Annotated in this window: 20 protein-coding genes and 1 pseudogene; 13 read left to right on the top strand and 8 right to left on the bottom strand. The window is 73.1% G+C overall.

The window, feature by feature from the left end:
• Position 1: 1 nt before the first annotated feature.
• The 5 genes and pseudogenes from ACFE67_RS04495 to ACFE67_RS04475 form a co-directional block, all read left to right on the top strand.
• A complete protein-coding gene (locus tag ACFE67_RS04495) occupies positions 2 to 1,327 on the top strand; it encodes an LLM class flavin-dependent oxidoreductase (protein WP_375405676.1) in 1,326 nt (441 codons plus the stop codon).
• Complete coding sequence (locus ACFE67_RS04490) at positions 1,324 to 2,631, top strand: LLM class flavin-dependent oxidoreductase (protein ID WP_375405675.1); 1,308 nt, start codon at positions 1,324 to 1,326, stop codon at positions 2,629 to 2,631. The genes ACFE67_RS04495 and ACFE67_RS04490 overlap by 4 nt, the downstream gene beginning before the upstream one ends.
• Complete coding sequence (locus ACFE67_RS04485) at positions 2,597 to 3,736, top strand: P1 family peptidase (protein WP_375405674.1); 1,140 nt, start codon at positions 2,597 to 2,599, stop codon at positions 3,734 to 3,736. The genes ACFE67_RS04490 and ACFE67_RS04485 overlap by 35 nt, the downstream gene beginning before the upstream one ends.
• Before the next feature lie 44 nt (positions 3,737 to 3,780).
• Positions 3,781 to 4,605: a DUF1684 domain-containing protein gene (locus ACFE67_RS04480; RefSeq protein WP_375405673.1), complete on the top strand. Its 825-nt coding sequence runs from the start codon at positions 3,781 to 3,783 to the stop codon at positions 4,603 to 4,605.
• Positions 4,602 to 5,525, top strand: a pseudogene (locus tag ACFE67_RS04475) (RimK family alpha-L-glutamate ligase); the annotation flags it as partial. The gene ACFE67_RS04480 and the pseudogene ACFE67_RS04475, both read left to right, overlap by 4 nt.
• Here the strand turns inward: ACFE67_RS04475 and ACFE67_RS04470 are convergent.
• Positions 5,441 to 6,304: an SDR family NAD(P)-dependent oxidoreductase gene (locus ACFE67_RS04470; protein ID WP_375405672.1), complete on the bottom strand. Its 864-nt coding sequence runs from the start codon at positions 6,302 to 6,304 to the stop codon at positions 5,441 to 5,443. The pseudogene ACFE67_RS04475 and the gene ACFE67_RS04470 sit on opposite strands and share 85 nt — an antisense overlap.
• A 37-nt stretch (positions 6,305 to 6,341) precedes the next feature.
• On the opposite strand from ACFE67_RS04470, the gene ACFE67_RS04465 reads away from it, so the two are divergent.
• The 7 genes from ACFE67_RS04465 (at position 6,342) to ACFE67_RS04435 (ending at position 13,001) form a co-directional block, all read left to right on the top strand.
• On the top strand, positions 6,342 to 7,073 hold the full coding sequence (locus tag ACFE67_RS04465) for an SDR family oxidoreductase (RefSeq protein WP_375405671.1): 732 nt from the start codon (positions 6,342 to 6,344) through the stop codon (positions 7,071 to 7,073).
• 177 nt (positions 7,074 to 7,250) lie between these two features.
• Entirely contained in the window at positions 7,251 to 8,480 is a 1,230-nt protein-coding gene (locus tag ACFE67_RS04460) for an MFS transporter (protein WP_375405670.1), read from the top strand.
• Positions 8,477 to 10,729: a beta-glucosidase BglX gene (gene bglX / locus ACFE67_RS04455; RefSeq protein ID WP_375405669.1), complete on the top strand. Its 2,253-nt coding sequence runs from the start codon at positions 8,477 to 8,479 to the stop codon at positions 10,727 to 10,729. The genes ACFE67_RS04460 and bglX overlap by 4 nt, the downstream gene beginning before the upstream one ends.
• 194 nt (positions 10,730 to 10,923) lie before the next feature.
• Positions 10,924 to 11,163, top strand: a complete 240-nt coding sequence (locus ACFE67_RS04450; protein WP_375405668.1) for a hypothetical protein — start codon at positions 10,924 to 10,926, stop codon at positions 11,161 to 11,163.
• Between the two features lie 187 nt (positions 11,164 to 11,350).
• Positions 11,351 to 12,037, top strand: coding sequence for a hypothetical protein (locus ACFE67_RS04445; RefSeq protein ID WP_375405667.1), 687 nt, complete (start codon positions 11,351 to 11,353; stop codon positions 12,035 to 12,037).
• Entirely contained in the window at positions 12,034 to 12,441 is a 408-nt protein-coding gene (locus ACFE67_RS04440; RefSeq protein WP_375405666.1) for a phage holin family protein, read from the top strand. The genes ACFE67_RS04445 and ACFE67_RS04440 overlap by 4 nt, the downstream gene beginning before the upstream one ends.
• Positions 12,438 to 13,001 (top strand): DUF3618 domain-containing protein, encoded by a 564-nt coding sequence (locus ACFE67_RS04435; protein WP_375405665.1) that lies wholly within the window; start codon positions 12,438 to 12,440, stop codon positions 12,999 to 13,001. The genes ACFE67_RS04440 and ACFE67_RS04435 overlap by 4 nt, the downstream gene beginning before the upstream one ends.
• A 125-nt stretch (positions 13,002 to 13,126) precedes the next feature.
• On the opposite strand, the gene ACFE67_RS04430 is transcribed toward ACFE67_RS04435, so the two are convergent.
• The 4 genes from ACFE67_RS04430 to ACFE67_RS04415 form a co-directional block, all read right to left on the bottom strand.
• A complete protein-coding gene (locus tag ACFE67_RS04430) occupies positions 13,127 to 14,224 on the bottom strand; it encodes a hypothetical protein (RefSeq protein WP_375405664.1) in 1,098 nt (365 codons plus the stop codon).
• Between the two features lie 77 nt (positions 14,225 to 14,301).
• Positions 14,302 to 14,919 (bottom strand): FMN-binding negative transcriptional regulator, encoded by a 618-nt coding sequence (locus tag ACFE67_RS04425; protein ID WP_375405663.1) that lies wholly within the window; start codon positions 14,917 to 14,919, stop codon positions 14,302 to 14,304.
• A 33-nt stretch (positions 14,920 to 14,952) separates the two neighbouring features.
• Entirely contained in the window at positions 14,953 to 16,338 is a 1,386-nt protein-coding gene (locus ACFE67_RS04420) for a protein kinase (RefSeq protein WP_375405662.1), read from the bottom strand.
• Positions 16,339 to 16,420: 82 nt separating this feature from the next.
• Entirely contained in the window at positions 16,421 to 16,633 is a 213-nt protein-coding gene (locus ACFE67_RS04415) for a hypothetical protein (RefSeq protein WP_375405661.1), read from the bottom strand.
• A 39-nt stretch (positions 16,634 to 16,672) separates the two neighbouring features.
• Here ACFE67_RS04415 and ACFE67_RS04410 point away from each other — a divergent pair, with 39 nt between their 5' ends.
• Positions 16,673 to 17,113, top strand: coding sequence for a MarR family winged helix-turn-helix transcriptional regulator (locus ACFE67_RS04410; RefSeq protein WP_375405660.1), 441 nt, complete (start codon positions 16,673 to 16,675; stop codon positions 17,111 to 17,113).
• A gap of 69 nt (positions 17,114 to 17,182) precedes the next feature.
• Here ACFE67_RS04410 and ACFE67_RS04405 read toward each other — a convergent pair whose 3' ends face one another.
• From ACFE67_RS04405 to ACFE67_RS04395, 3 genes are all read right to left on the bottom strand, one after another.
• Positions 17,183 to 18,628: a phosphatase PAP2 family protein gene (locus tag ACFE67_RS04405; RefSeq protein WP_375405659.1), complete on the bottom strand. Its 1,446-nt coding sequence runs from the start codon at positions 18,626 to 18,628 to the stop codon at positions 17,183 to 17,185.
• Between the two features lie 57 nt (positions 18,629 to 18,685).
• Positions 18,686 to 19,540, bottom strand: a complete 855-nt coding sequence (locus tag ACFE67_RS04400; protein ID WP_375405658.1) for a transposase — start codon at positions 19,538 to 19,540, stop codon at positions 18,686 to 18,688.
• A 149-nt stretch (positions 19,541 to 19,689) separates the two neighbouring features.
• Complete coding sequence (locus ACFE67_RS04395) at positions 19,690 to 19,914, bottom strand: hypothetical protein (RefSeq protein ID WP_375405657.1); 225 nt, start codon at positions 19,912 to 19,914, stop codon at positions 19,690 to 19,692.
• Positions 19,915 to 20,304 lie beyond the last annotated feature (390 nt).

Below are 20,304 nucleotides of genomic sequence, written 5' to 3'. Positions count from 1 at the left end.
CATGCCACGACCGGACACGCTGCAGTTCGGAGCGCTGCTGCACGGCTCCGGCGGCCACATCGCCGGCTGGCGGTACCCCGGTGCGCATGCCTCCGGCGAGCTCGACTTCCCCTTCTGCTCCCGCATCGCGACGACGCTCGAGGACGGCGGGTTCTCGGTGATCTTCATCGCCGACGTCGTCGCGGTCTGGGGTCACCAGCTCGACTCCCTGCACCGCACGGCCCGTGCGGACTTCTTCGAGCCGTTCACGCTGCTGTCCGCGCTGTCGAGCGTCACCGACCGGATCGGCCTCGTCGCCACCGCGACCACCTCGTACAACGAGCCGTACACGATCGCGCGGAAGCTCGCCTCCCTGGACCACCTGTCCGGCGGGCGGGCCGGCTGGAACGTGGTGACCAGCGTCGTCCCGCTCGAGGCGGCGAACTTCGGCCGCGACGCGCACTACGGCCACGAGGAGCGGTACGCGCGCGCCGCCGAGTTCGTCGACGTCGTCACCGGGCTGTGGGACAGCTACGCCGACGACGCGGTGATCCGCGACAAGGCGTCGGGCATCTACTTCGACCGGGACGGGCGGCGCGCGATCCAGCACGACGGCGAGCACTTCCGGGTCGCCGGGCCCCTGAACATCGCCCGGCCGCCGCAGGGGTGGCCCGTGATCTTCCAGGCGGGCGCCTCCGAGACCGGCCGTGCGTTCGCGGCACGCTACGGCGAGGTGGTCTTCACCGCGCCGCAGACGCTCGACCAGGCGGTGGCCTACCGCGCCGCGCTCGACGCGCAGGTCGCCGAGGCCGGCCGTGACCCCGGCGACGTCCGAGTGTGGCCGCTGCTCAGCCCGATCGTCGCGGACACCGATGCAGAGGCGGAGGAGGTGCTCGCGACCCTGGGCTCGCTGGTGCACGAGGACGTGCTGCGGCGCATCGTGCAGGACAACTTCGGCGACGAGGACTTCTCCGATCTCGACCTGGACGAGCCGCTGCCCGATTTCGGCGCGGAGACCGACCGATCGCAGAGCCGCCGCGCCGGGATCCTCGAGCTCGCACGGTCGGAGGGGCTCACCCTCCGGCAGCTGGGCGTGCGGTTCGCGGCGGGCGGCGCCGTCGCAGGATCAGCCGCGACGATCGCCGACCACCTCACCGAATGGCACGCGTCCGGTGCGATCGACGGCTTCACCGTCTCCTTCCCCTACCTGCCCGACACGGCGGACCGCTTTGTGGGCGAGGTGCTGCCGCTGCTCGCCGAGCGCGGCATCTTCCGGCCCCCCTCCGGCGGCACCCTGCGCGAGCAGCTCGGCCTGCCCCGCCCGGCCCGCGCGGCGGTGCCGGCGTGACGCGCACGCTGCACCTGACCGGCTTCGTCAAGCCGGCGGGGGAGTACCCGGCCGGCTGGCGGCACCCGGACTCGCCGCCCGCCGCCGGCACCGACTTCCGCTTCCTCGCCGAGCAGGTGCGGAAGCTGGAGGCGGCGACGTTCGATGCGGTGTTCCTCCCCGACCTGGTCGGTGTGCCGGACGTGCGGCCGGAGGTGCTCGAGCGGCTCGCAGTGGTGAACGACGCCCTCGAACCTCTCACCACGCTGTCCGCGCTCGCACCGCTCACCTCCCGGATCGGGCTGCTCGCCACCGCCTCCACCTCCTACTCGCAGCCGTACACGACCGCGCGGGCGTTCGCGTCGCTCGACCACCTCTCCGGCGGGCGAGCCGGCTGGAACGTCGTCACCTCGCTGAACGATGCGGAGGCGCGGAACTTCGGCGCGGACGTGCACCTCGCGCATGCCGACCGGTACCGGCGGGCGGAGGAGTTCTTCGACGTCGTCGCCGGGCTCTGGGACTCCTTCGACGACGACGCGGTGCTGCTCGACACGGCGACCGGCCGCTACTTCGACCCCGACCGGCTGCACCGGCTCGACCACGACGGCGAGTTCTTCCGGGTCGCCGGCCCGCTGAACATCCGGCGACCGGTCCAGGGTCGGCCCGTCATCGCCCAGGCGGGCTCCTCCGGCGCCGGGCAGGCGCTCGCCGCGCGCATCGCGGACCTCGTCTTCACCCGCGCGCTGCCGCTCGAGGACGCCGTGCCGTACGCCGCGGCGATCCGGGCGCAGGCGGAGGGGTTCGGCCGCGACCCCGCCGAGGTGCTGGTGCTGCCGGAGCTCGCGACGGTCGTCGCACCCACCCGCGCGGAGGCGGAGGACCGCTTCGCCGAGGTCCGCGACCTGCTGCACCCGAGCGTCGCGCTCGCCGACGTCGAGTACTGGACGGGGACCGACCTGTCGCATCTGCCGCTGGACAGCCCCCTCCCTCCACCGCCCGAGACGAACGCGAGCCGCGGCGCGCAGCAGGAGATCTACCGGCAGGCGCAGCGCGACGGCCTGACCGTCGGCGACCTCGCCCGGCAGGTGGCGGAGGGGGACGGTGCGGTGATCGGCAGCCCCACCGACGTCGCCGACCACATCGAGGAGCTGTTCGCGGCGGGCGCGGCCGACGGCTTCACCGTCTCGTTCCCCTGGCTGCCGACGACGCTGACCGCGTTCACCGACCTCGTCGTCCCCGAGCTGCGCCGCCGCGGCCTGTTCCGCACCGAGTACGAAGGGACGACGCTGCGTGAGCACCTCGGACTCGCCCGCCCCGAACGCTGACGGCGGGCTCGACTGGCGCCTCGGCGGCCGGGTCGGAATCGGCATCGGGCCGACGAACACGATCGCGGACGTACCGGGCATCCGCGTCGGGCACGCGTCCCGCACCGACGACGGCTGGCTGACCGGCGTCACCGTCGTCCTCGCGGAGGAGGGGGCGCTCGGCGCCGTCGACGTGCGCGGCGGGGGAGCGGCGACCCGGGAGACCGCGGCGCTCGATCCGACCGGGGTCGTCGACCGCGTGCACGCCGTATCGTTCTCCGGCGGCAGCGCCTACGGTCTCGAGTCCGCGAGCGGGGTGCTGGCAGCGCTGCAGGAGCGCGGGCTCGGCTTCCGCGTCGGGCGCGCGCTGGAGGAGGTCGTGCCCGTCGTCCCTGCGGCGAGCATCTTCGACCTCGGCCGCGGCGGCGTGTTCCGCAACCGGCCGGGCCCCGCGCTCGGCCGGCAGGCGGCGGAGGCGGCGTTCACGTCCTCCTCCGTCGGGCTCGGCAGCATCGGCGCGGGGACGGGTGCGGTCACCGGCGACATGCGGGGCGGGGTCGGCAGCGCGAGCGCGGTGCTGCCCGGCGGGGCGGTCGTGGCCGCGCTGGTCGTCGTGAACGCCGACGGGACCACGATCCATCCACGGACCGGGGTGCCATGGGGGCTGTTCGCCGAGCTGGCCCGTGCCGATGGGCTCGGCGAGTTCGGGATCCGCCCGCCGACCCCGGAGCGGCACGCGGCAGCGCGCCTGCGGCTCGGCGAGGAGTCGGCGAGGCGCCCGGCGCTGCGGCCGCTGAACACGACGCTCGTGGTGGTCGCCACGGACGCCGACATCGACCGGTCCCGCCTCGGCCGCCTCGCGGCGACCGGCCACGACGGGATGACCCGCGCGATCCGCCCCGTGCACACGCTCGGCGACGGCGACGTGGTCTTCGCGCTCTCGACGGGAGGTGCCGGTCTGCCGACGCCGGCGAGCGGCCTCCTCCCCGGCCACGAGGAGGCGGACGGCATCAACCAGGTGCTGAGCGCCGGCGCCGACGTGGTGACGAGGGCGATCGTGCACGCGATCCTCGCGGCGACGACCTCCCACGGCATCCCGAGCTACCGCGACCTGTACGGCTCGTGACGCGGTCGCCGCGGCGCTCCGGGAGCGGACGTATCGTCTCCGCCATGACCGCAGTCCTCACCGAGCAGCAGACCGTCGCGCGGATCCGGGAAGCGCGGTACATCGCCGCGACCGGCCCGCGCGGCGCCGCCTCCTTCGTCTGGGGCGACTTCGTCACCGAACCGGGGACGACGGTCCACGGCGCTCCGGGACGCTGGGCGCCGCTGCCGGAGGGGCGCCCGGGCCTGCAGGTCGAGGCGCGCGCGGAGGAGGGGATCCACCTCGGCGGTCGCCTCGTCGACGGCACGGCGGTGCTGCACGCGCACGAGGCGGACGGCCCGGCCGTCGCCCGCTTCCCCGGCGGCGCGGAGGGCGTGCTGTTCAGCTACGACCGCTCGCAGTTCGCCCTCCAGGTCTGGAACCCCGAGGCGGCGGTCGAGCGCGGGTTCGCCGGCATCGCCGCGTACGACGTCGACGGCTCCTGGATCGTCGAGGCCGTGGTGACTCCTGTCGACGACGGCAGGACCGTCATGATCCCGCATCATCGCGACCCCCGACCGATCCCGGTCCCGGTGATCGCCGATGTCGCATTCGAGCGCGAGGGCGTCGTGCACCACCTCGCGGCGACGCAGGGGCCGGACGCGGGCGAGCTGTCCGTGCACTTCACGGACGTGACCAGCGGAGGGGAGTCCTCCGGCTCCGGCCGCACCGTGCGGATCCCCGCAGGTGCGGCGACCGCGGTGATCGACTTCAACCTGGCCGGTCTACTGCCGTGCTCGTTCAGCCCGGCGTGGAACTGTCCGCTGCCGCCCGCGGAGAACCGGCTGCCGATCCCCGTCCGCGCCGGCGAGCGGCAGGTCGTCGACGCGCGGGGGAACCCGATCGGATGAGCGAGCCCGTCGTCCACGTCCTGTCCGAGAACCCCGACTGGCTACCGCCGTTCCGTGCGGCGTTCGAGGCGGAGGGTGTGCCGCTCCACGAGGTCTCGCTCACGGAGGGCGTGATCGATCTCGACGCGCCCCCGCCGCCCGGCGTCTGGTGGTCGCGCCTCAGCGCCTCCGCCCACACCCGCGGGCACGGCATCGCGAAGGAGACGGCGCGTTCGGTGCTCTCCTGGGCGGAAGCGTGGGGCGCGCGGGTCGTGAACGGCACGGCCGTCGCCGAGCTCGAGGTCAGCAAGGTGCGGCAGCACGCGGCGCTGCGCGCCGCCGGCTTCGCCGTACCGCGCACGACGGCCGTCTTCGGGCGGGAGCGGCTCGTGGAGGCGGCACGCACGTTCCCGACGCCGTTCATCACGAAGCACAACCAGGGCGGCAAGGGCCTCGGAGTCCGGCGGTTCGACGACCACGCCGCGTTCGACGCAGACGTCGCCTCACCGCTGTTCGAGGAGCCGGTCGACGGCGTCACCCTGCTGCAGGAGTACCTCGTCGCCGCGGAGCCGTTCGTCACGCGCGCGGAGTTCGTCGGCGGCCGGTTCGCCTACGCGGTCCGGGTCGACATCTCGACCGGCAGCTTCGAGCTGTGCCCGGCGGACGCGTGCGTGATCGACCCGCGTACCGGCCTCGAGATTCCCGCGTTCGCGCTGCGGGAGGGGCTCGCCGACGACCCGCTGATCGCCGACTACGAGATATTCCTGCAGCGGCATGGGATCGAGATCGCCGGGATCGAGTTCCTCGAGACCGTGGACGGCCGACGCGTCACGTACGACGTGAACACGAACACGAACTACAACGCGGCGGTCGAGGCGGCCGCGCCGGTGCCTGCTGCGCGGCTCGTCGCCCGCTTCCTCGGCGGCCTGCTCCCTGCGACCGCCTCCGGGCCGGTGATCCGCGCGGCGGCCTCGTAGGCCTTCGCGGGGATCTGCGTGGCGAGCTTGCCTCCGCTCACGTCGATCAGCGCGCCCGTGATGTAGCCGGCGGCATCGCTGGCGAGGAAGACGATCAGGTCGGCGATGTCGTCCGGCGTCTCCCAGCGCCGCAGCGAGAGCGTGTCGAGCAGCCGGTCCTGATCGGCGGTCTCCATCTCCGCGAAGCCGTTCATCGCGGTCGGCACCATGCCCGGCGCGTACGCGTTCACCGTGATCCCCCACGGCCCGAGCTCGCTCGCCAGCACGCGGGTCAGCTGCACGACGGCCGCCTTCGACGCCGCATACGCGGCGCTGCCGACGCTCGGCACGATCGCCGCGAACGACGCCGCGTTGATGATGCGCCCGCCGCCCGCCCGCCGCATCGCCGGGATCACGGCCTGCGACACGAGGAACACCCCGCCGACGTTGACATCCATCGCCGCCCTGAACCGCGCCGGATCGAGGTCGGCGACTTGCCCCTCGACGTTGATGCCCGCGTTGTTGACGAGCACGTCGACCGTCCCGAACCGCCGCGTCACCTCCGCCACGGCCGAACCGACCGACTCCGGGTCCGTGACGTCGCAGCGCACCGCGACCCGGTCGTCCGGCACCCCGTCGGGGAAGGCGAGGTCGAGCACCGCGACCCGTGCGCGCTCGGCGACCAGCCGGTCCGCGATGCCGCGGCCGATGCCCCGTCCGCCGCCGGTGACCACGGCCACCCGGCCCTCAAGATCCAGCTCCATCAGCGCCTCCTCGACCCCACCGTTCTACCGTTCGCACATGGTGAGCGAGCAGGGGAGCCGTGTGCTCTGGGTGATCGGTGCCGGCAGCGGCATCGGCAGGGCGACCGCGCTCGCGGCGGCCGCTCGGAATCGCACGGTCGTGCTGAGCGGCAGGAGGGTCGATCGGCTCGAGGCGGTCGCGGCCGAGATCGCCGCAGGAGGCGGGCGTGCGGAGGTGATCGCAGGCGACGCCACGGATGCCGACTGGGCACCGGCGACGGCATCGGCCATCCGCAGCATGCTCGGACCCGTCGACGAGGTCGTCGCCGCCGCCGGGCTGAACAGTCCGCAGCGGCGCTGGGCCGATCAGACGGCTTCGGGCTTCGAGGACGTGGTCGCGACGAACCTGCTGGGCACCGTCCGGGTCGTCGACGCGGCCCTGCCGGCACTCCGCGAGCGCGGTGGCACCGTCGTGGTCGTCTCCTCGTACTCGGCCTGGTCGTTCTCCCCGGGTGCCGGCGTCGCGTACAGCGCGAGCAAATCCGCGCTCGCCTCCGTCTGCCGCACCCTCAACGCACAGGAGGCGGAGCACGGGGTCCGCGCGACCCACCTGTGCCCCGGTGATGTCGACACCGAGTTCCTGCAGCTGCGCCCGGTGGTCCCCGACGACGCCGCGCGAGCCGTGATGCTCAGCCCGGCGGACGTCGCGCGGAGCGTCCTCCACGTGCTCGACGCGCCTCCGCACGTCCGGATCGACGAGCTGGTGATCTCTCCGCTGTCGCAGCGCTGACCTCCGCCGGTCCGGCAGCGTGGGCGCGGCAGGGGAGCGATCCTTGGGACGAGGACCACGACCCGGGTCGCCTAGCGTGGTCCGCAGAGCCTTCCGGTGGCGGGTTCTGACTCGACGAGGCGTCTCGACCCTCCGGCGCGCGCGTGCCGACGTCGGTACGCGGGGGAGGTGCACGGCATGACGGATGCGCTCGCGCTCGACCAGCGGCTGCTCGGCCGATGGCGGAACGCCCTGATCGCCGGGTTCGGGATCGGTGGGCTCACCGTCTCGTCGTGGGGCACGCGCCTGCCGGCCATCACCGCGGAGCTGCACGTGACGACGGGCACGATCGGCACCGTCCTGGCCTTCATCACGATCGGCTCGGTCGGCGGTCTGCTCACCTCGACCCCGATCGCGCACCGCTTCGGCAACCGCCGCGGCATCGCGGTCGCGCTCGTCGTCGTCGCGGTCGCGCTGGCCGTGCTCGGGCTCGGCATCGCGGTCGGCGCGATCCCGCTGCTGGCCGTCGCATTCGCGATCGTCGGCTACGGCATCGCGGCGGCCGACGTGCTGCTGAACGTGGAGGGCACCGCCGTCGAGCGCGCCGCCGGCCGCACGCTGCTGCCGTTCATGCACGCGGCGTGGTCGATCGGCGTCGCGGTCGGCTCCGGCATCGGTGCCGCCTGCGCGGCCCTCGGCATCGCGCCCGCCCCGCAGTTCCTCGGCGAGGCGGTGCTGATCCTCCTCGCCGCCGGGCTCATCCACCGTGCGCTCCCCGACCACGCGCCGGCGGAGGAGGCGAGCGCGCCGACGCGTCCGGCGGAGGCGGTGCGCGCGTGGTTGCGCGGCTGGCTCGACGTCCGCCTGCTGCTGATCGGCGTCGTGATGCTCGGTGTCGAGCTGGGCGAGGGCTCGGCGGGCAACTGGCTCACGCTCGGGGTGCAGCGGGACCACGGGCAGCCCGCGGCGATCGCCGCGCTGTTCTTCACCGCGTTCGCGGCCGGGGAGGCCACGACCAGGATCCTGGCCGGACCGGTCGTCGATCGCATCGGCCGGGTCGCGGCCGTGCGCGTGACGACCGCGGTCGGCGTCGCGGGCCTGGTGCTGTTCATCCTCGGCGGCAGCCCCGTCCTCGTGCTGCTCGGGGTGCTGCTGTGGTCCGTCGGCGTCTCGATGGGCTTCCCGCTCGGCATGTCCGCGGCGGCGGAGGCGGGAGGCCCGAACGCGGCGGCCCGGGTCAGCGTCGTCGCGTCCATCGGCTACCTCGCGAACCTCGCCGGTCCGCCCGCGATCGGTCTGATCGCCGAGGGCGTCGGCCTGCTGCAGTCCTTCTGGCTCCTCGTCGTCTTCATGCTCGCGGCGTTCCTCGCCTCGGGTGCGCTGGCGACGCCCCGCACCCCCTCCACCCACGAACGGAGCATCACATGACGCAGGGCGACGACGCCGCGACCACCGACCGGATCGACCGCCTCCTCGCGGAGATGACGCCGGAGGAGAAGGCCGGGCAGCTGACCCAGTACTTCTTCTTCGGCGTGCCGCCGGAGGCCGCCGACGACCCGGCGCTCGGGCCCGATGTCGCGGCCCAACCGCGCGCCGTCGAGGCCGCGCTGGCCAGGGGCCGCGTCGGATCCCTGCTGTTCGTGACGGATCCCGCGGAGATCAACCGGCTGCAGCGCGCGACCGTCGAGGGCAACCGCCTCGGCATCCCCGCGCTGTTCGGCTTCGACGTCATCCACGGCTTGCGCACGGTCATGCCCGTCCCGATCGCGATGGCGGCGTCGTGGGATCCCGAGGTGATCGAGGCGGGGCAGGCCGTCGCGGCGAAGGAGGCGCGCGCCGCCGGCATCCACTGGGCGTTCGCGCCCATGGTCGACATCGCGCGGGATCCGCGCTGGGGACGGATCGTGGAGGGGGCCGGCGAGGACCCGTACCTCGGCTCGGTCGTGGCGGCCGCGCAGGTCCGCGGGTTCCAGGGCGAGCACCTCGGCGCGGTCGACCACATCGTCGCCGGTCCGAAGCACTTCGCGGGCTACGGCTACGGACTCGGCGGCCGCGACTACGACGAGGTCTCCCTCGCCGACGCGGACCTCTGGAACGTGGTGCTGCCGCCCTTCGCGGCGGCGATCGAGGCGGGCGCCGGCACCGTGATGACCGCCTACATGGCCGTGAACGGGATCCCCGCCACGGGGAACCGGTGGCTGATCGCCGACGTGCTGCGGGACGCGCTCGGCTTCCAGGGCTTCACCGTGAGCGACGCCAACGCGGCCCGCAACCTGACCACCCACGGATTCGCGCGCGACCTGCAGGTCGCAGCCGCCCGCGCACTGCATGCCGGTCTGGACATGGAGATGGCGATCGCCGATCCGGCGTACGACCACCTGCCGGCCGCGCTCGCGGCCGGCGAGGTCGACCAGGCCGAGCTCGACACGGCGGTCCGCCGCATCCTCGAGGTGAAGCTGCGGCTCGGCCTGTTCGACGACCCGTACGTCGACGAGGCGCGCGCGGCGACCGTGCTCGCCGATCCCGCCCATCGCGAAGTCGCCCGAGAGGCCGCCCGCCGGTCGGCCGTGCTGCTGCGCAACGAGGGCGACCTCCTGCCGCTCGACGCCGGTGCGCTCGGCTCGATCGCCGTGCTGGGCCCGCTCGCGGATTCGCCGCGGGACACCATCGGGCCCTGGGTGTTCGACTACGACCTCGCGGAGACGGTCACGGTCGTGGACGGCATCCGTGCGCGCGTCGGCGACGCCGTGCGGGTGGAGGCGGTGCGTGGCATCCCGGTCGTGCAGCGCACCTTCCCCTCCATGTTCGACGTCTTCGGCCGCAACGCGCCCGAGGATCCGGAGGGGTTCGACGCCGACGCCGAGTTCGCCCGCGCCGTGCAGGTCGCGACCGACGCCGACGTCGCCGTCGTCGTGCTGGGGGAGTGGCAGAACATGATCGGGGAGGGGGCCTCGCGGTCGTCCCTCGAGCTGCCCGGGCGCCAGCTCGACCTGCTGCAGGCGGTCGTCGCGACCGGTACCCCGACGGTGCTGGTCGTGATGAACGGCCGGCCGCTCGACCTGCGTTGGGCCGCCGAGCACGTGCCGGCGATCCTCGACGTCTGGTACCCGGGCTCGCAGGGCGGCGCGGCCGTCGCCGATCTGCTGTTCGGCGACGCCGCGCCCGGTGGGAAGCTGCCGTTCACCTGGCCGCGGTCGGTCGGCCAGGTGCCGATCGTCTACTCGCACCTGACCTCGCACGAGCCGGAGAACCAGCACCGCCGCTACTGGGACGAGGCCAGCACGCCCCTGTTCCCGTTCGGCCACGGCCTCGGCTACGCGCGGTTCGCGTACTCGGACCTCGGAACCGACACGGACACCGTCGGGCCGGAGGGGGTCGTGACGGTCTCCGTGACCGTGCGGAACGAATCGGCGCGTGACGGCGACGAGGTCGTGCAGGTGTACCTCCACCAGCGTTCGGGCACCGCCTCCCGGCCGGTCCGCGAGCTGAAGGGCTTCGAGCGCGTCACGATCCCGGCCGGCCAGGAGCGGCGGCTGTCGTTCCCCGTCGGCCCGCGCGAGCGGCGCTACTGGAACGCGGCCGTCCGCGACTTCGTGCTCGACCCGTCGGTCTTCGACGTCTGGGTCGGCACCGACTCGACCGCGACCCTCGGTACGACCTTCACCGTCACCGCGTGAGGGTGGTGTGCACGGATCCGGGGATCCGGCAGCGCGGCGCCCCGGATCCCCGGATCCGTGCACACCACCGAGCGCATGTCGTGCCGTATCCTGAGCGCAGCCGCCTCGCGATGGTGCCGTCCGACCTGGACGCCCCGCTTGAGGCTCTCGCCCGCGGACGTGATCCGCAGGGCGGCTCGGATCGGAACTTCCCAATGCTGCACCTCACCTCCACGCGCCGTCGGCGCGCCCGCACCACGCGTCCTCGACGCACCCCGCTCGTCTGGCGCTCGCCCGAGCGCCACCTCTGGGTCGCGACCGGCGACGGCGAGTACGCGGGCATGACCGTCTATGACCGTCGCGCCGGGTACACGGCGATCGGCCCGACGGCCGAGCTCCGCGGCCGCTTCCCCTCCCTCCACGAGGCGAAGGCGGCACTCGAGAGGGACTGCTGACCCTTCGCAGCGAGTTCTCGGAGCACGTGCGGGCGATTTGAGGTGGGTTCCGGCCGGACGCCCAGACCGGCCCCAACGCCCGCGCGATACGCCTGTTCGGACCGGTTGTCCAGCCCCAACTTCTCCGAGGTTCCGCGTGATGCGGTATCTCCCGCTCGATCGAACCACGACCGACGAGAGGAACCTCATGAGCATCACGCCGCCCGAGAACGGCGCGTCGGCCACGACGCCGCTGTACGACGAGACGATCGCCGAACCGACCTACGGTCAGCTGCGCGTGCCAGCGCCCGGCACCCCGTTCGCCGACGACGACATCGACGACGACACCACCGACGGGGCCTCCGACAGCGCCGCGTCGCAGGCGAAGGATCGCGCCGAGCAGACCTCCGGAGCCGCGAAGGACGCAGCCGCCGACGTCAAGGACACGGCAGAGGACGCCGGCGCGAAGGTCGCGGCCACGGGCAAGGAGCAGGCGTCCCGCGTCGCCAAGGACGCCTTGGGCCAGGCCAGGGACCTCTACGGCCAGGCCACGTCGCAGCTCTCCGAGCAGGCCGGCACCCAGCAGGACAAGGCCGCGAGCACCCTGCACGCGTTCGCCGACGACCTCGGCAGCATGGGCGGCCAGGCCGACAGGGGGCTCGCCTCCGAGCTGGTCCAGTCGCTCGAGACACGAGCCCGCGGGGTCGCCGAGTGGCTCGAGCACCGCAGCCCCGAAGACGTCCTCGACGAGGTGAAGACCTTCGCCGCGCGTCGGCCGGGCCTGTTCATCGGCCTCGCCGCCGTCACCGGCATCGTGGCGGCCCGACTCACCAAGGCGCTCGTCGCCGAGGCGAAGGACGACGCCGAGGGCCCGTCAGCCGGCGATCTCCGATGAGCCGCCCCCTCCCCGACGACCAGGCGTCCCCTGGCGCGCTCGGCGACCTGCTCAGCGGCATCACCAGCGACCTCTCCACGCTGTTCCGCCAGGAGGTCGAACTCGCGAAGGCGGAGCTGACCGAATCCGCCAAGCAGGCGGGCAAGGGTGCCGGCATGTTCGGCGGCGCCGCCGTCGCCGCACTCTTCGCACTCCTGTTCCTGTCCATCACCGTCTGGTGGGCGCTCGGGTACCTGATCGGCAACGCCTGGTCGGGCCTGGTCGTCACCGTCGTCTACGCCATCGTCGGCGCGGTCCTGTTCGTCCGCGGCCGCGCCAACCTCAAGTCCGTCAGGGGAGCACCGCGCACGGTCGACTCCCTGAAGAAGATCCCCGACACCCTGAAGCCCGGAGGCACCCAGTGAGCGACCCCGACACCATCCGCGCGAACATCGAGCAGACCCGCAGCCGGCTCGGCGGCGACGTCGACGCGCTGGCCGAGAAGGTCGACCCGAGCGCCATCGCCGAGCGTCAGAAGGAGAAGGTCACGGGTCGCCTCCGGTCCGCTCGGGAGTCCGTGATGGGCGCCGCGCAGCACGCGTCCGACGTCCTGCCGACCTCCGGCGCCGGTGCCGGCACCTCCGCGGTCGAGGCCGCGAAGGGTCACCCGATGGTCGTCGGCCTGATCGCCTTCGGCGCCGGCTGGCTGCTGTCGTCGTTGATCCCGACCGCGTCGGCCGAGAAGGACCTCGCCTCGACCGCGAAGGACAAGGCGGCTCCGCTGGTCGGTGCGGCCAAGGATGCGGCGAAGGACGTCGCGCAGAACCTGAAGGAGCCGGCGCAGGACGCGGCCGCCCACCTGAAGGACGTCGCCCAGGACGCCGCGGGCACCGTCAAGCAGGAGGGGCAGTCCGCCGCATCCGATGTGCGCGGCACCGCCGCCGACGCGAAGGACGACGTCGCGGGCGCCGCGAAGGGCGCCTGACCGATCGTTCCGCCGTTCCGCAGGACTTCGACGACGCGCTGCTGCCGGGGTGTCGCTCGAGAACTGCGGAACGGCGACGCGCCCCTCACGACCGGACCACGGCCCGGGGCGTCTGCCCGGGTCCGTCAGACGAGCGGCAGGGCGCTGATCTCCGCCTCCGCCAGCAGCGCGAGGTCGCGCAGCACGGAGGGGTCGATGTCGTCCGGGTCGTGCGGCTTCAGGTCGAAGACGCACAGGGTCCCGACCCGGTAGCCGTCGAGCGATTCGATGGGGTGCGCGGCGTAGAAGCGCACGGGGTGGTCGCCACCGTGGACGTGCGGGTTCGTGTCGAGCCGGTGGTCCTCCCACGTGTCGGCGATGATCGTCGGGCCCGACCCCCGCACGGTGATCGAGCAGATGGGCTGATTCGCGGCGTTGCCGGGTGTGCCGACGTATGCGAGCGTTCGGACGTGCCCGTGATCGAGCAGGTTCACCTGCGCGAACGGCACGTCGAAGGTATTACGTGCCATCAGCACGACCCGCTCGAGATGGGGGGTCAGCCCGCCGACCGTCTCGGTGGTCCTGTCCACCGCGCGTTGGCGGTCCGCCTCGGGCTCGGGCTGCGCGCGCCGCTCGCTGGCCGTACCACCGCTGCCCACCACGGCGGCGTCGCTGGAGGCGCGGAGCATGGCGGTCACCTGATCGGCGATGGTGTCGGCGTGCAGCGGACCGGGCGGGAGGAGGCCGTCCGCGCCCAGCTCGACGCCGATGGTGGACATCACCGACCCCTCGTCCCACGGCATGGCGGCCGGGGCTGAGCCGAGGTCGTCGCCGACGCGCAGCCGCACGACGAGGACGCGGCTTGCCTCCGCGAGCGCCGGGATCACCGTGCGCGCCAGCCTGCCCATCCGGGCGGACCGCCAGGAACCGCTCTCCCGCGCCGACAGCTCCGGCAGGAGCACGACGACCGCCTCGTAGCGCCAGAGACGCCAGGCGGCGGTGGCACCGGCGACGGCCTGCAGCGCCGGCGCGAGATCCGAGACCACGTCCAGGTCGAGCCCTCTGCGGGTCCGGTCGCTGACCCGGTCGGCCAGCAGGTCGGCGAACCGCGGCCCGGTCATGGCCGGCGGCTCGAGGAACGCTCGGTCGCCGACCAGCAGGACCCGCTGCGCGTCGATGCCGCTGCGGTGGATGCGGGCCACCGCGATCCCGCGTCGGAACGTCGCGCCTGCGGCTTCGGACACGTCCACGCTCCTCGAGTGAGCGTGCATCCTGACATCCGAATCCGCACGCGAGCCCGGAGGCGCCGCGGAGCACCCGGCTAGGAGGCGGCGGCGTCCTCCCCGCGCACGCGACGCATCTCGGCGGCGAGGCCCGGGTTGCGCCCGTCGAGCTCGTGCATGATCCGGTCGGCGACCTCCGGTGTCTTGTTCTGGCTCAGCTTCGCGCGCGCATCGAACCGGGTGACGCGCATGCGCAGCCCGACGGTGCCCGTCGCGACCCGGCGGGACCGCTGCTCGTCCAGCGACAGCGACCTGCCGTGCTCGAACCCGCTCTCGAAGTGATCGGTGAGCCGGCTGAGGACCTCGTAGTTCTCCTCCGCGCTCAGGATCTCGGGCACGCCGTACAGGTGCGCGGTCACGTGGTTCCACGTCGGGATGTCGTCGCCTTCCGCGTACCAGCTCGACGAGACGTAGTCGTGCGGCCCCTGCACGACGACGAGCACCTCGTGCTGTCCGAGCTCGTGCAGCTGCTCGTCGGGCCGGCCGAAGTGGCTGAGGATCGTCAGCTCGTCGGCGGCCTCGTCGAGCAGGGTCGGGTAGTGCGACGCGACCAGTCCGCCGGCGGCCGAGGAGACGTAGGTCGCCCACGGGTTGCCCCGGATCAGTCGGGCGACCTCGGCCGGATCGGTCATCAGGTAGTGCGGGGTGTGGCGCATCGCTCCAGTGTTCCGCCCGCGGCGGACCGGTGCTCAGCGCTCGAACACGGCCCTCCTGCTCGCGAGGCGGAGGTCGAGCTCGCGCACGGCCATCGCCGCGAGCTGCTCGAGATCGTCGATCTCCTCCGCGGTGAACGTGCGCACACGACGGTCGAACACGCACAGCGTGCCGATCGCATGCCCGCTGCCCGTGCGGAGGGGGACCGAGAGGAACGCGCGCAGCGACGGGTCCCCCTGCACGATCGGGTTGCGCGCGAACCCCGGCTCGAGCTGCACGTCCTCGACGAGGTACGGCACCCCGGTCGCGATGGTCGTCGCGCAGAGCGCGACGTCGCGGTCGATCTCGGAGACGTCGATGCCGTGCCTCGACTTGAACCATTCGCGGTCGGCATCGACGATGCCGACCAGCGCGACCGGGACGTCGACCAGCCGGCACGCCAGGCGGGTGATGCGATCGAACGCGTCGTCGGGCGGGGTGTCCAGGATGTTGTAGCGCCGCACGGTCGCGACGCGCTCGTCCTCCTGGGAGAGGAGCAGCGCCGGGTCGAGCCGCCCTGCCTCGATGAGGTCCTGCAGCGTGGCGTTCTGGAACGCGAGCGCGACGGCCGTGAGACTCGGGCGCTCCTCCGGCAGCAGGGCCGTCATCCCGCGCAGCACGACCGCGAGCCGCTCGGGCACGTCGGCCGGGATGACCGGATCGCGCTCGAGCCGGGCGAGCGCCGAGTCCAGCGCCGTGCCCGGGAACGCTGTCGTGCCGGTCAGCGCCTCGAGCAGGACGAGGCCGAGCGAGTAGACGTCGGACGCGACCGTCGGTTCCTGCTCGTCGACCTGCTCGGGGCTCAGGTAGGCGGCGGTACCGGTACCGGTGCCGCTGCTGCTGTCGGGGAGGCCGTCGATCATGCTGGAGATCCCGAAGTCGGCGAGCTTGCCCCGGACCCGGGTGTCGATGCCGCGGTCGGCCAGCAGGATGTTCGCCGGCTTGATGTCCCGATGCAGGAAGCCGTGCTCGTGCACGTACTGGAGGCCCTCCGCCAGATCGAAGCCGAGGAACGCGACCTGTGCGGGCGTGAGCGGCCCAGAGCGCTGGATGCGCCGCCGCAGGTCGACGCCCGGGATCCGCTCCATCACCAGGTAGATCTGCGGTCGCGACGCCTCGGTCGCGTCGACGCCGGCGTCGAACAGCGTGGTGAGGGCGTAGTGGTTCATCCCGGCGATCAGGCGGGCCTCCGCCTCCTGCAGGCGCATCTCGCTCGCCTTCGACGAGTCGGCATGGAAGATCTTGACCGCGACGTCGCGCTGGAGGAGCGGGTCGATCGCCTCGTAGACGATGGCGCGCCCGCCGCGACCGATCGGCTCGTCGAGCTCGTACCGGCCCGCGATGAGCGCCCGGCCGGTGCTCGGCGGCACGCTGCTCGGCATGACGACCAGCATGCCAGGGCGGGGAGCGGTTTCTGCTCGTCATCTGCATGACGCTGCTGCAGACCGCGCTCGCCGCGAGGTGTCAGGGCGTGGCCGGGCAGATCAGCCTGGTGGCGCGCGCCGGATCGGCGCTGCGCTCGACGACGTGCGCCGTCATCGGTGCGCGGCAGATCGGGCAGGTGGCGTCGACGGGCCGGACGTACGGCTGCTCGGGGTGGCCCGCTCCGATCTGCGCCGGCCCCATGACGGGGAACAGGCCCCGGTCCAGCCGTCTTGCGATCTTCCGCAGGTCCATAGCAAGTAGTCTAATCCTTCGTACACGAATGGAGGCGCCGTGGTCGAGGATCCGCTCGCACTGGAACGGCAGGTGTGCTTCGCGCTCGCCACCGCGAGCCGCAGCGTGATCAAGCTCTACCGGCCCGTCCTCGAGCCCCTCGGGCTCACGCATCCGCAGTACCTGGTGATGCTCGCGCTGTGGGAGCGCAGCCCGAGGTCGCTGCGGGACATCGCGGACACGCTCCTGCTCGAGCCCCCCACGCTGACGCCGCTGCTGAAGCGGCTGGCGGCGATCGGCTACCTCGAGCGCGGCCGCAACCCCGCGGACGAGCGGGAGCTGCAGGTCGAGCTGACGGCGACGGGCAGCGCGCTCCGGAGCGAGGCGGAGCAGGTCCCGATCCGGATCGCCGAGCAGCTGGGACTCTCCCCGGCGTTCCTCGACGAGGCGCGGGCCGCGCTCGACACGCTGGTCCGCGCCTCCAGAGCCGCCGCAGGGTGAGGGACGTGTTCACGGATCCGGGGATCCGGGCGTTCCGCGCCGGATCCCCGGATCCGTGAACACGACCGGTCAGTGGTGGCGGTGCGTGATCACGTGCGCCCTGCCGCCGACCGAGACGACCCGCACCGAGCCGTGCGTGCCGAGGAGCACGGTCGCGCTCGTCGCCGCGGCGAGGTTCAGCCGCTGCCAGGAGCCGTCGGCCGTACGGCTGCCGTCCAGCGGGAAGCCGGAGGCGATCTCGGTCTGCGCGAGCACGCTGGTGCGCTGCTTCGCGGTCAGGGTCGGGAAGACGGTGCGCAGCAGGTTCTGGGCTCCGGCCGGGACCGACGGCGCCAGATGCTTCGCGCCGATTGCCGCGAAGCCGTAGGTGAGGCGCTCCGTGTAGACCTTCACCGCCGTCTTCCGGTTCACGACGACCTGCGCGGTGCCGCCCGGCACCTTCTTGCCCGCGTAGGGGTTCGAGGCGTAGGCCTTCTCATGCGCAATGGCGTAGGCCAGCGAGTGCCCCGTCGCCTTCTGCAGGTACTTCACCAGCTCGTGGCGGGCTGGCAGCAGCACCTCCGTGCGGTACTTCGCGTCGGACCAGCGTTCCGCGATCGCCGCCTCGCCGTCGATGCGACCGCCGATGACGTCGAGCGGGTAGTGCACGCCGAGCACGATGCGGTCGTTGGCGGCCTCGGAGGCGCGGGTGAGCAGCTCCGGTGCGAGCTCCGGCAGCAGCGTCGCGAGTGTGATGCCCGCCTGGTAGGCCGTCGTGGCGTGGCCGCTCGGGAACGAGCCGCCGGTGCAGAGGCCGGCGGTGCCGTAGCCGGCGTCGAGCAGCACGTCGTTCGCCGAGAACCGGTGCGTCGTGTCGGTCACCGGAGCGACCCGCTCGATCAGCAGGTTCCCCTTCGCATCCGCCCAGGGCTGCCCCGTCCGGATCGCAGCCTGCGACGAGGCGTTGACCCTGGCCGGCGCGCATGCCACCGGGTCGTCCCCGGCTTTCGGTGCGGAGCCGGGGTCGGTCGGCAGGTAGGGCCGCGGGTGGCTGAAGTACGCCTTCGCGGCGGTCGTGCCGACGTACGCGCCCGAGGTGCCGGTCTCGCTGTTCACGAGCGCGACCGTGAGCGGCAGCGCTCCGGTCTCGCTGCCCTGCACATACAGCGGACCGAGCTTCGAGCCGAGTCCCGTGGAGACGGTGATCGACTGGTCGTACTGCGCACCCGTGGTGTTGTACTGCGCGTCCTGCAGCGCGAGCAGCTGCTGGGCCGCCGTGGCGTGGCGGTTGATCCACACGGCCAGCGCGTCGTCGCGCTGCAGGGTCGTCGCGTTCAGCACCGTGCCGTGGAGGGTGTTGCCCGCGTCCGCCTTCCAGATCGCGGAGTAGCCGGACAGCAGGGGCACGAGGTCGGGCGCGGTGCCATCGCTCGGATACGGGGAGGCGGCGTGTCCCGCCACGGGCGTGCCGACGACGAGCGCACCGGCGACCAGGACCGAGAACAGACGACCGGCTGACTTCCGTGCGAGGGTCACCCGGGGGACCATACGAGCCGGATGTGAACTCGGGGAGAACCGTCGATGGTCGGTTGCTCAGACCCCTCCGCTGAGCGCCTCGGCTTCGTCCGCTGCCGTCCGCAGCTCCGCCTCCGCCGTGCGCGCTGCGTTCGCTGCGCGCGTCGCTTCCGTGAGCGTGGTCTGCGCCGCCTCGAGGTGCTCCTGCAGCTCGGCGAGCCGCGTGGTGAGGTCCTGCACCGCCGCGTCGCGCTGCTGCACCTCCTGCTCCGCGTCGCGGGTGCGATCCGCCGCGTCGTCCGCCTCGCGGCGGGCGGACTCGGCTCGGGCGCGCGCCGCCTCCGCTTCCTCCCGCCTGCGGTCGTCGGCGTCGTCCTGCTGTCGCGTCGTCGGCCTCGGCCGTGGTGACCTGATCGCGCCGGGGCCGCCGATCGCGTCCGTCAGGTCGGCGGGGTCGAGGCCGTCGGCGGTCAGCGCGTGCACGAGCCGCCCCGTTCGGACCGCGTCCGCCGCGCCGTCGTCGATCAGCACCGCCTGCAGCGTCTGCCGCACGTCCTCCAGCACGGCGGCGCTCGGCTTCCGCCCGGACTCCTCCGCCTGCTCGGCCGCGCTGCGCGTCACCTCGGCGAGCAGTTCCCGCCGCTGGGCGCCGAGCGCCCGCAGGCGGTCGCGGTCGCCCTCCTCCTGGGCGGTGCGCAGCTCGGCGCCCAGCTCGAGCACCCGGTCGAGGCCGCCGCCGCCGGCCACGAGCCGGTTCACGAGAGACGCTGCGGCGGAGGGTTTCGGGAGCGCCGTGATCCGCGCCGCGAGATCCCGGTCGCCGCCCGCGCGCGCCTGCTTCGCCCGCGCTGCCCGATCCGCGACGAACGCTGCCGGCTGCCCGGCGTAGAGCGCCTCGGCGATCGACAGGAGGTCGTCGTCGCTACCCGGCATACGCCCATCCTCCCAAGCCGGCCGGCCTCCTCAGCCGGCTCAGGCGGGAGCGATCCGCCGGGTCACAGCGCGTGGGCGAGCGGGGAGCGACGACGCCGTTCGACGCGGGCCTCTGCCCCACCGATCCCGATCGGAGCGCAGCGGCCCGGTCAGCTGACCCGGCTGTAGCGGGCGTGCCGGATCTCGATCGGCACCCGCTTCCCGTTCTCGAGCACCCCCTCCAGGTACTCCGAGTCCGGGTCGGGCACCGGTCGCGGCTGCCAGCCGCTGCGGATCACCAGCTCGACCAGGTCCTCGCCGGAGGCGTGCTCATCGAGCGCCGCCTCGATCTCGCGCAGCAGGGACTGTCTCGCGGTAAGCGGGGTCGAACTCATCGGCCCAGCATGTTCGGACCGGTCCATCGACGCAAGCGCGTCGATGGACGTGAAGACGGTGTTCACCTTCCGGTCAGGCACCCGGGATGACCCCTGAACTGGGGGTGGACGCGACCCGATCGGACGCGTGGCGGTTGCTCGACGGATCGATGGTGACGCATAGCGTTCCCGCCAGCACGAGCCAGACGTTCGTGCCGACGACGTCGCCATCACGCACGATCCGTCTGCGATCCCCCCGTCAGGAGAATCACGTGTACGAGAAGAACTTCATCGCCGCGGCGGTCAAGCGTTCTGCGACGACCGACGTCGATCGTCGCAAGCTGTTCGCGATGCTCGGTGTCGCCGGCGCAGGTGCCGCTGCGGCGACCGTGATCGGTGGCGGCGCGGCGA

Origin of the sequence: uncultured Amnibacterium sp., from assembly GCF_964244015.1 — a bacterium.
Classification (GTDB): Bacteria; Actinomycetota; Actinomycetes; order Actinomycetales; family Microbacteriaceae; genus Amnibacterium.
Note: the sequence above shows the minus strand (reverse complement) of the source record. Positions and strands in the feature narration are given on the sequence as shown.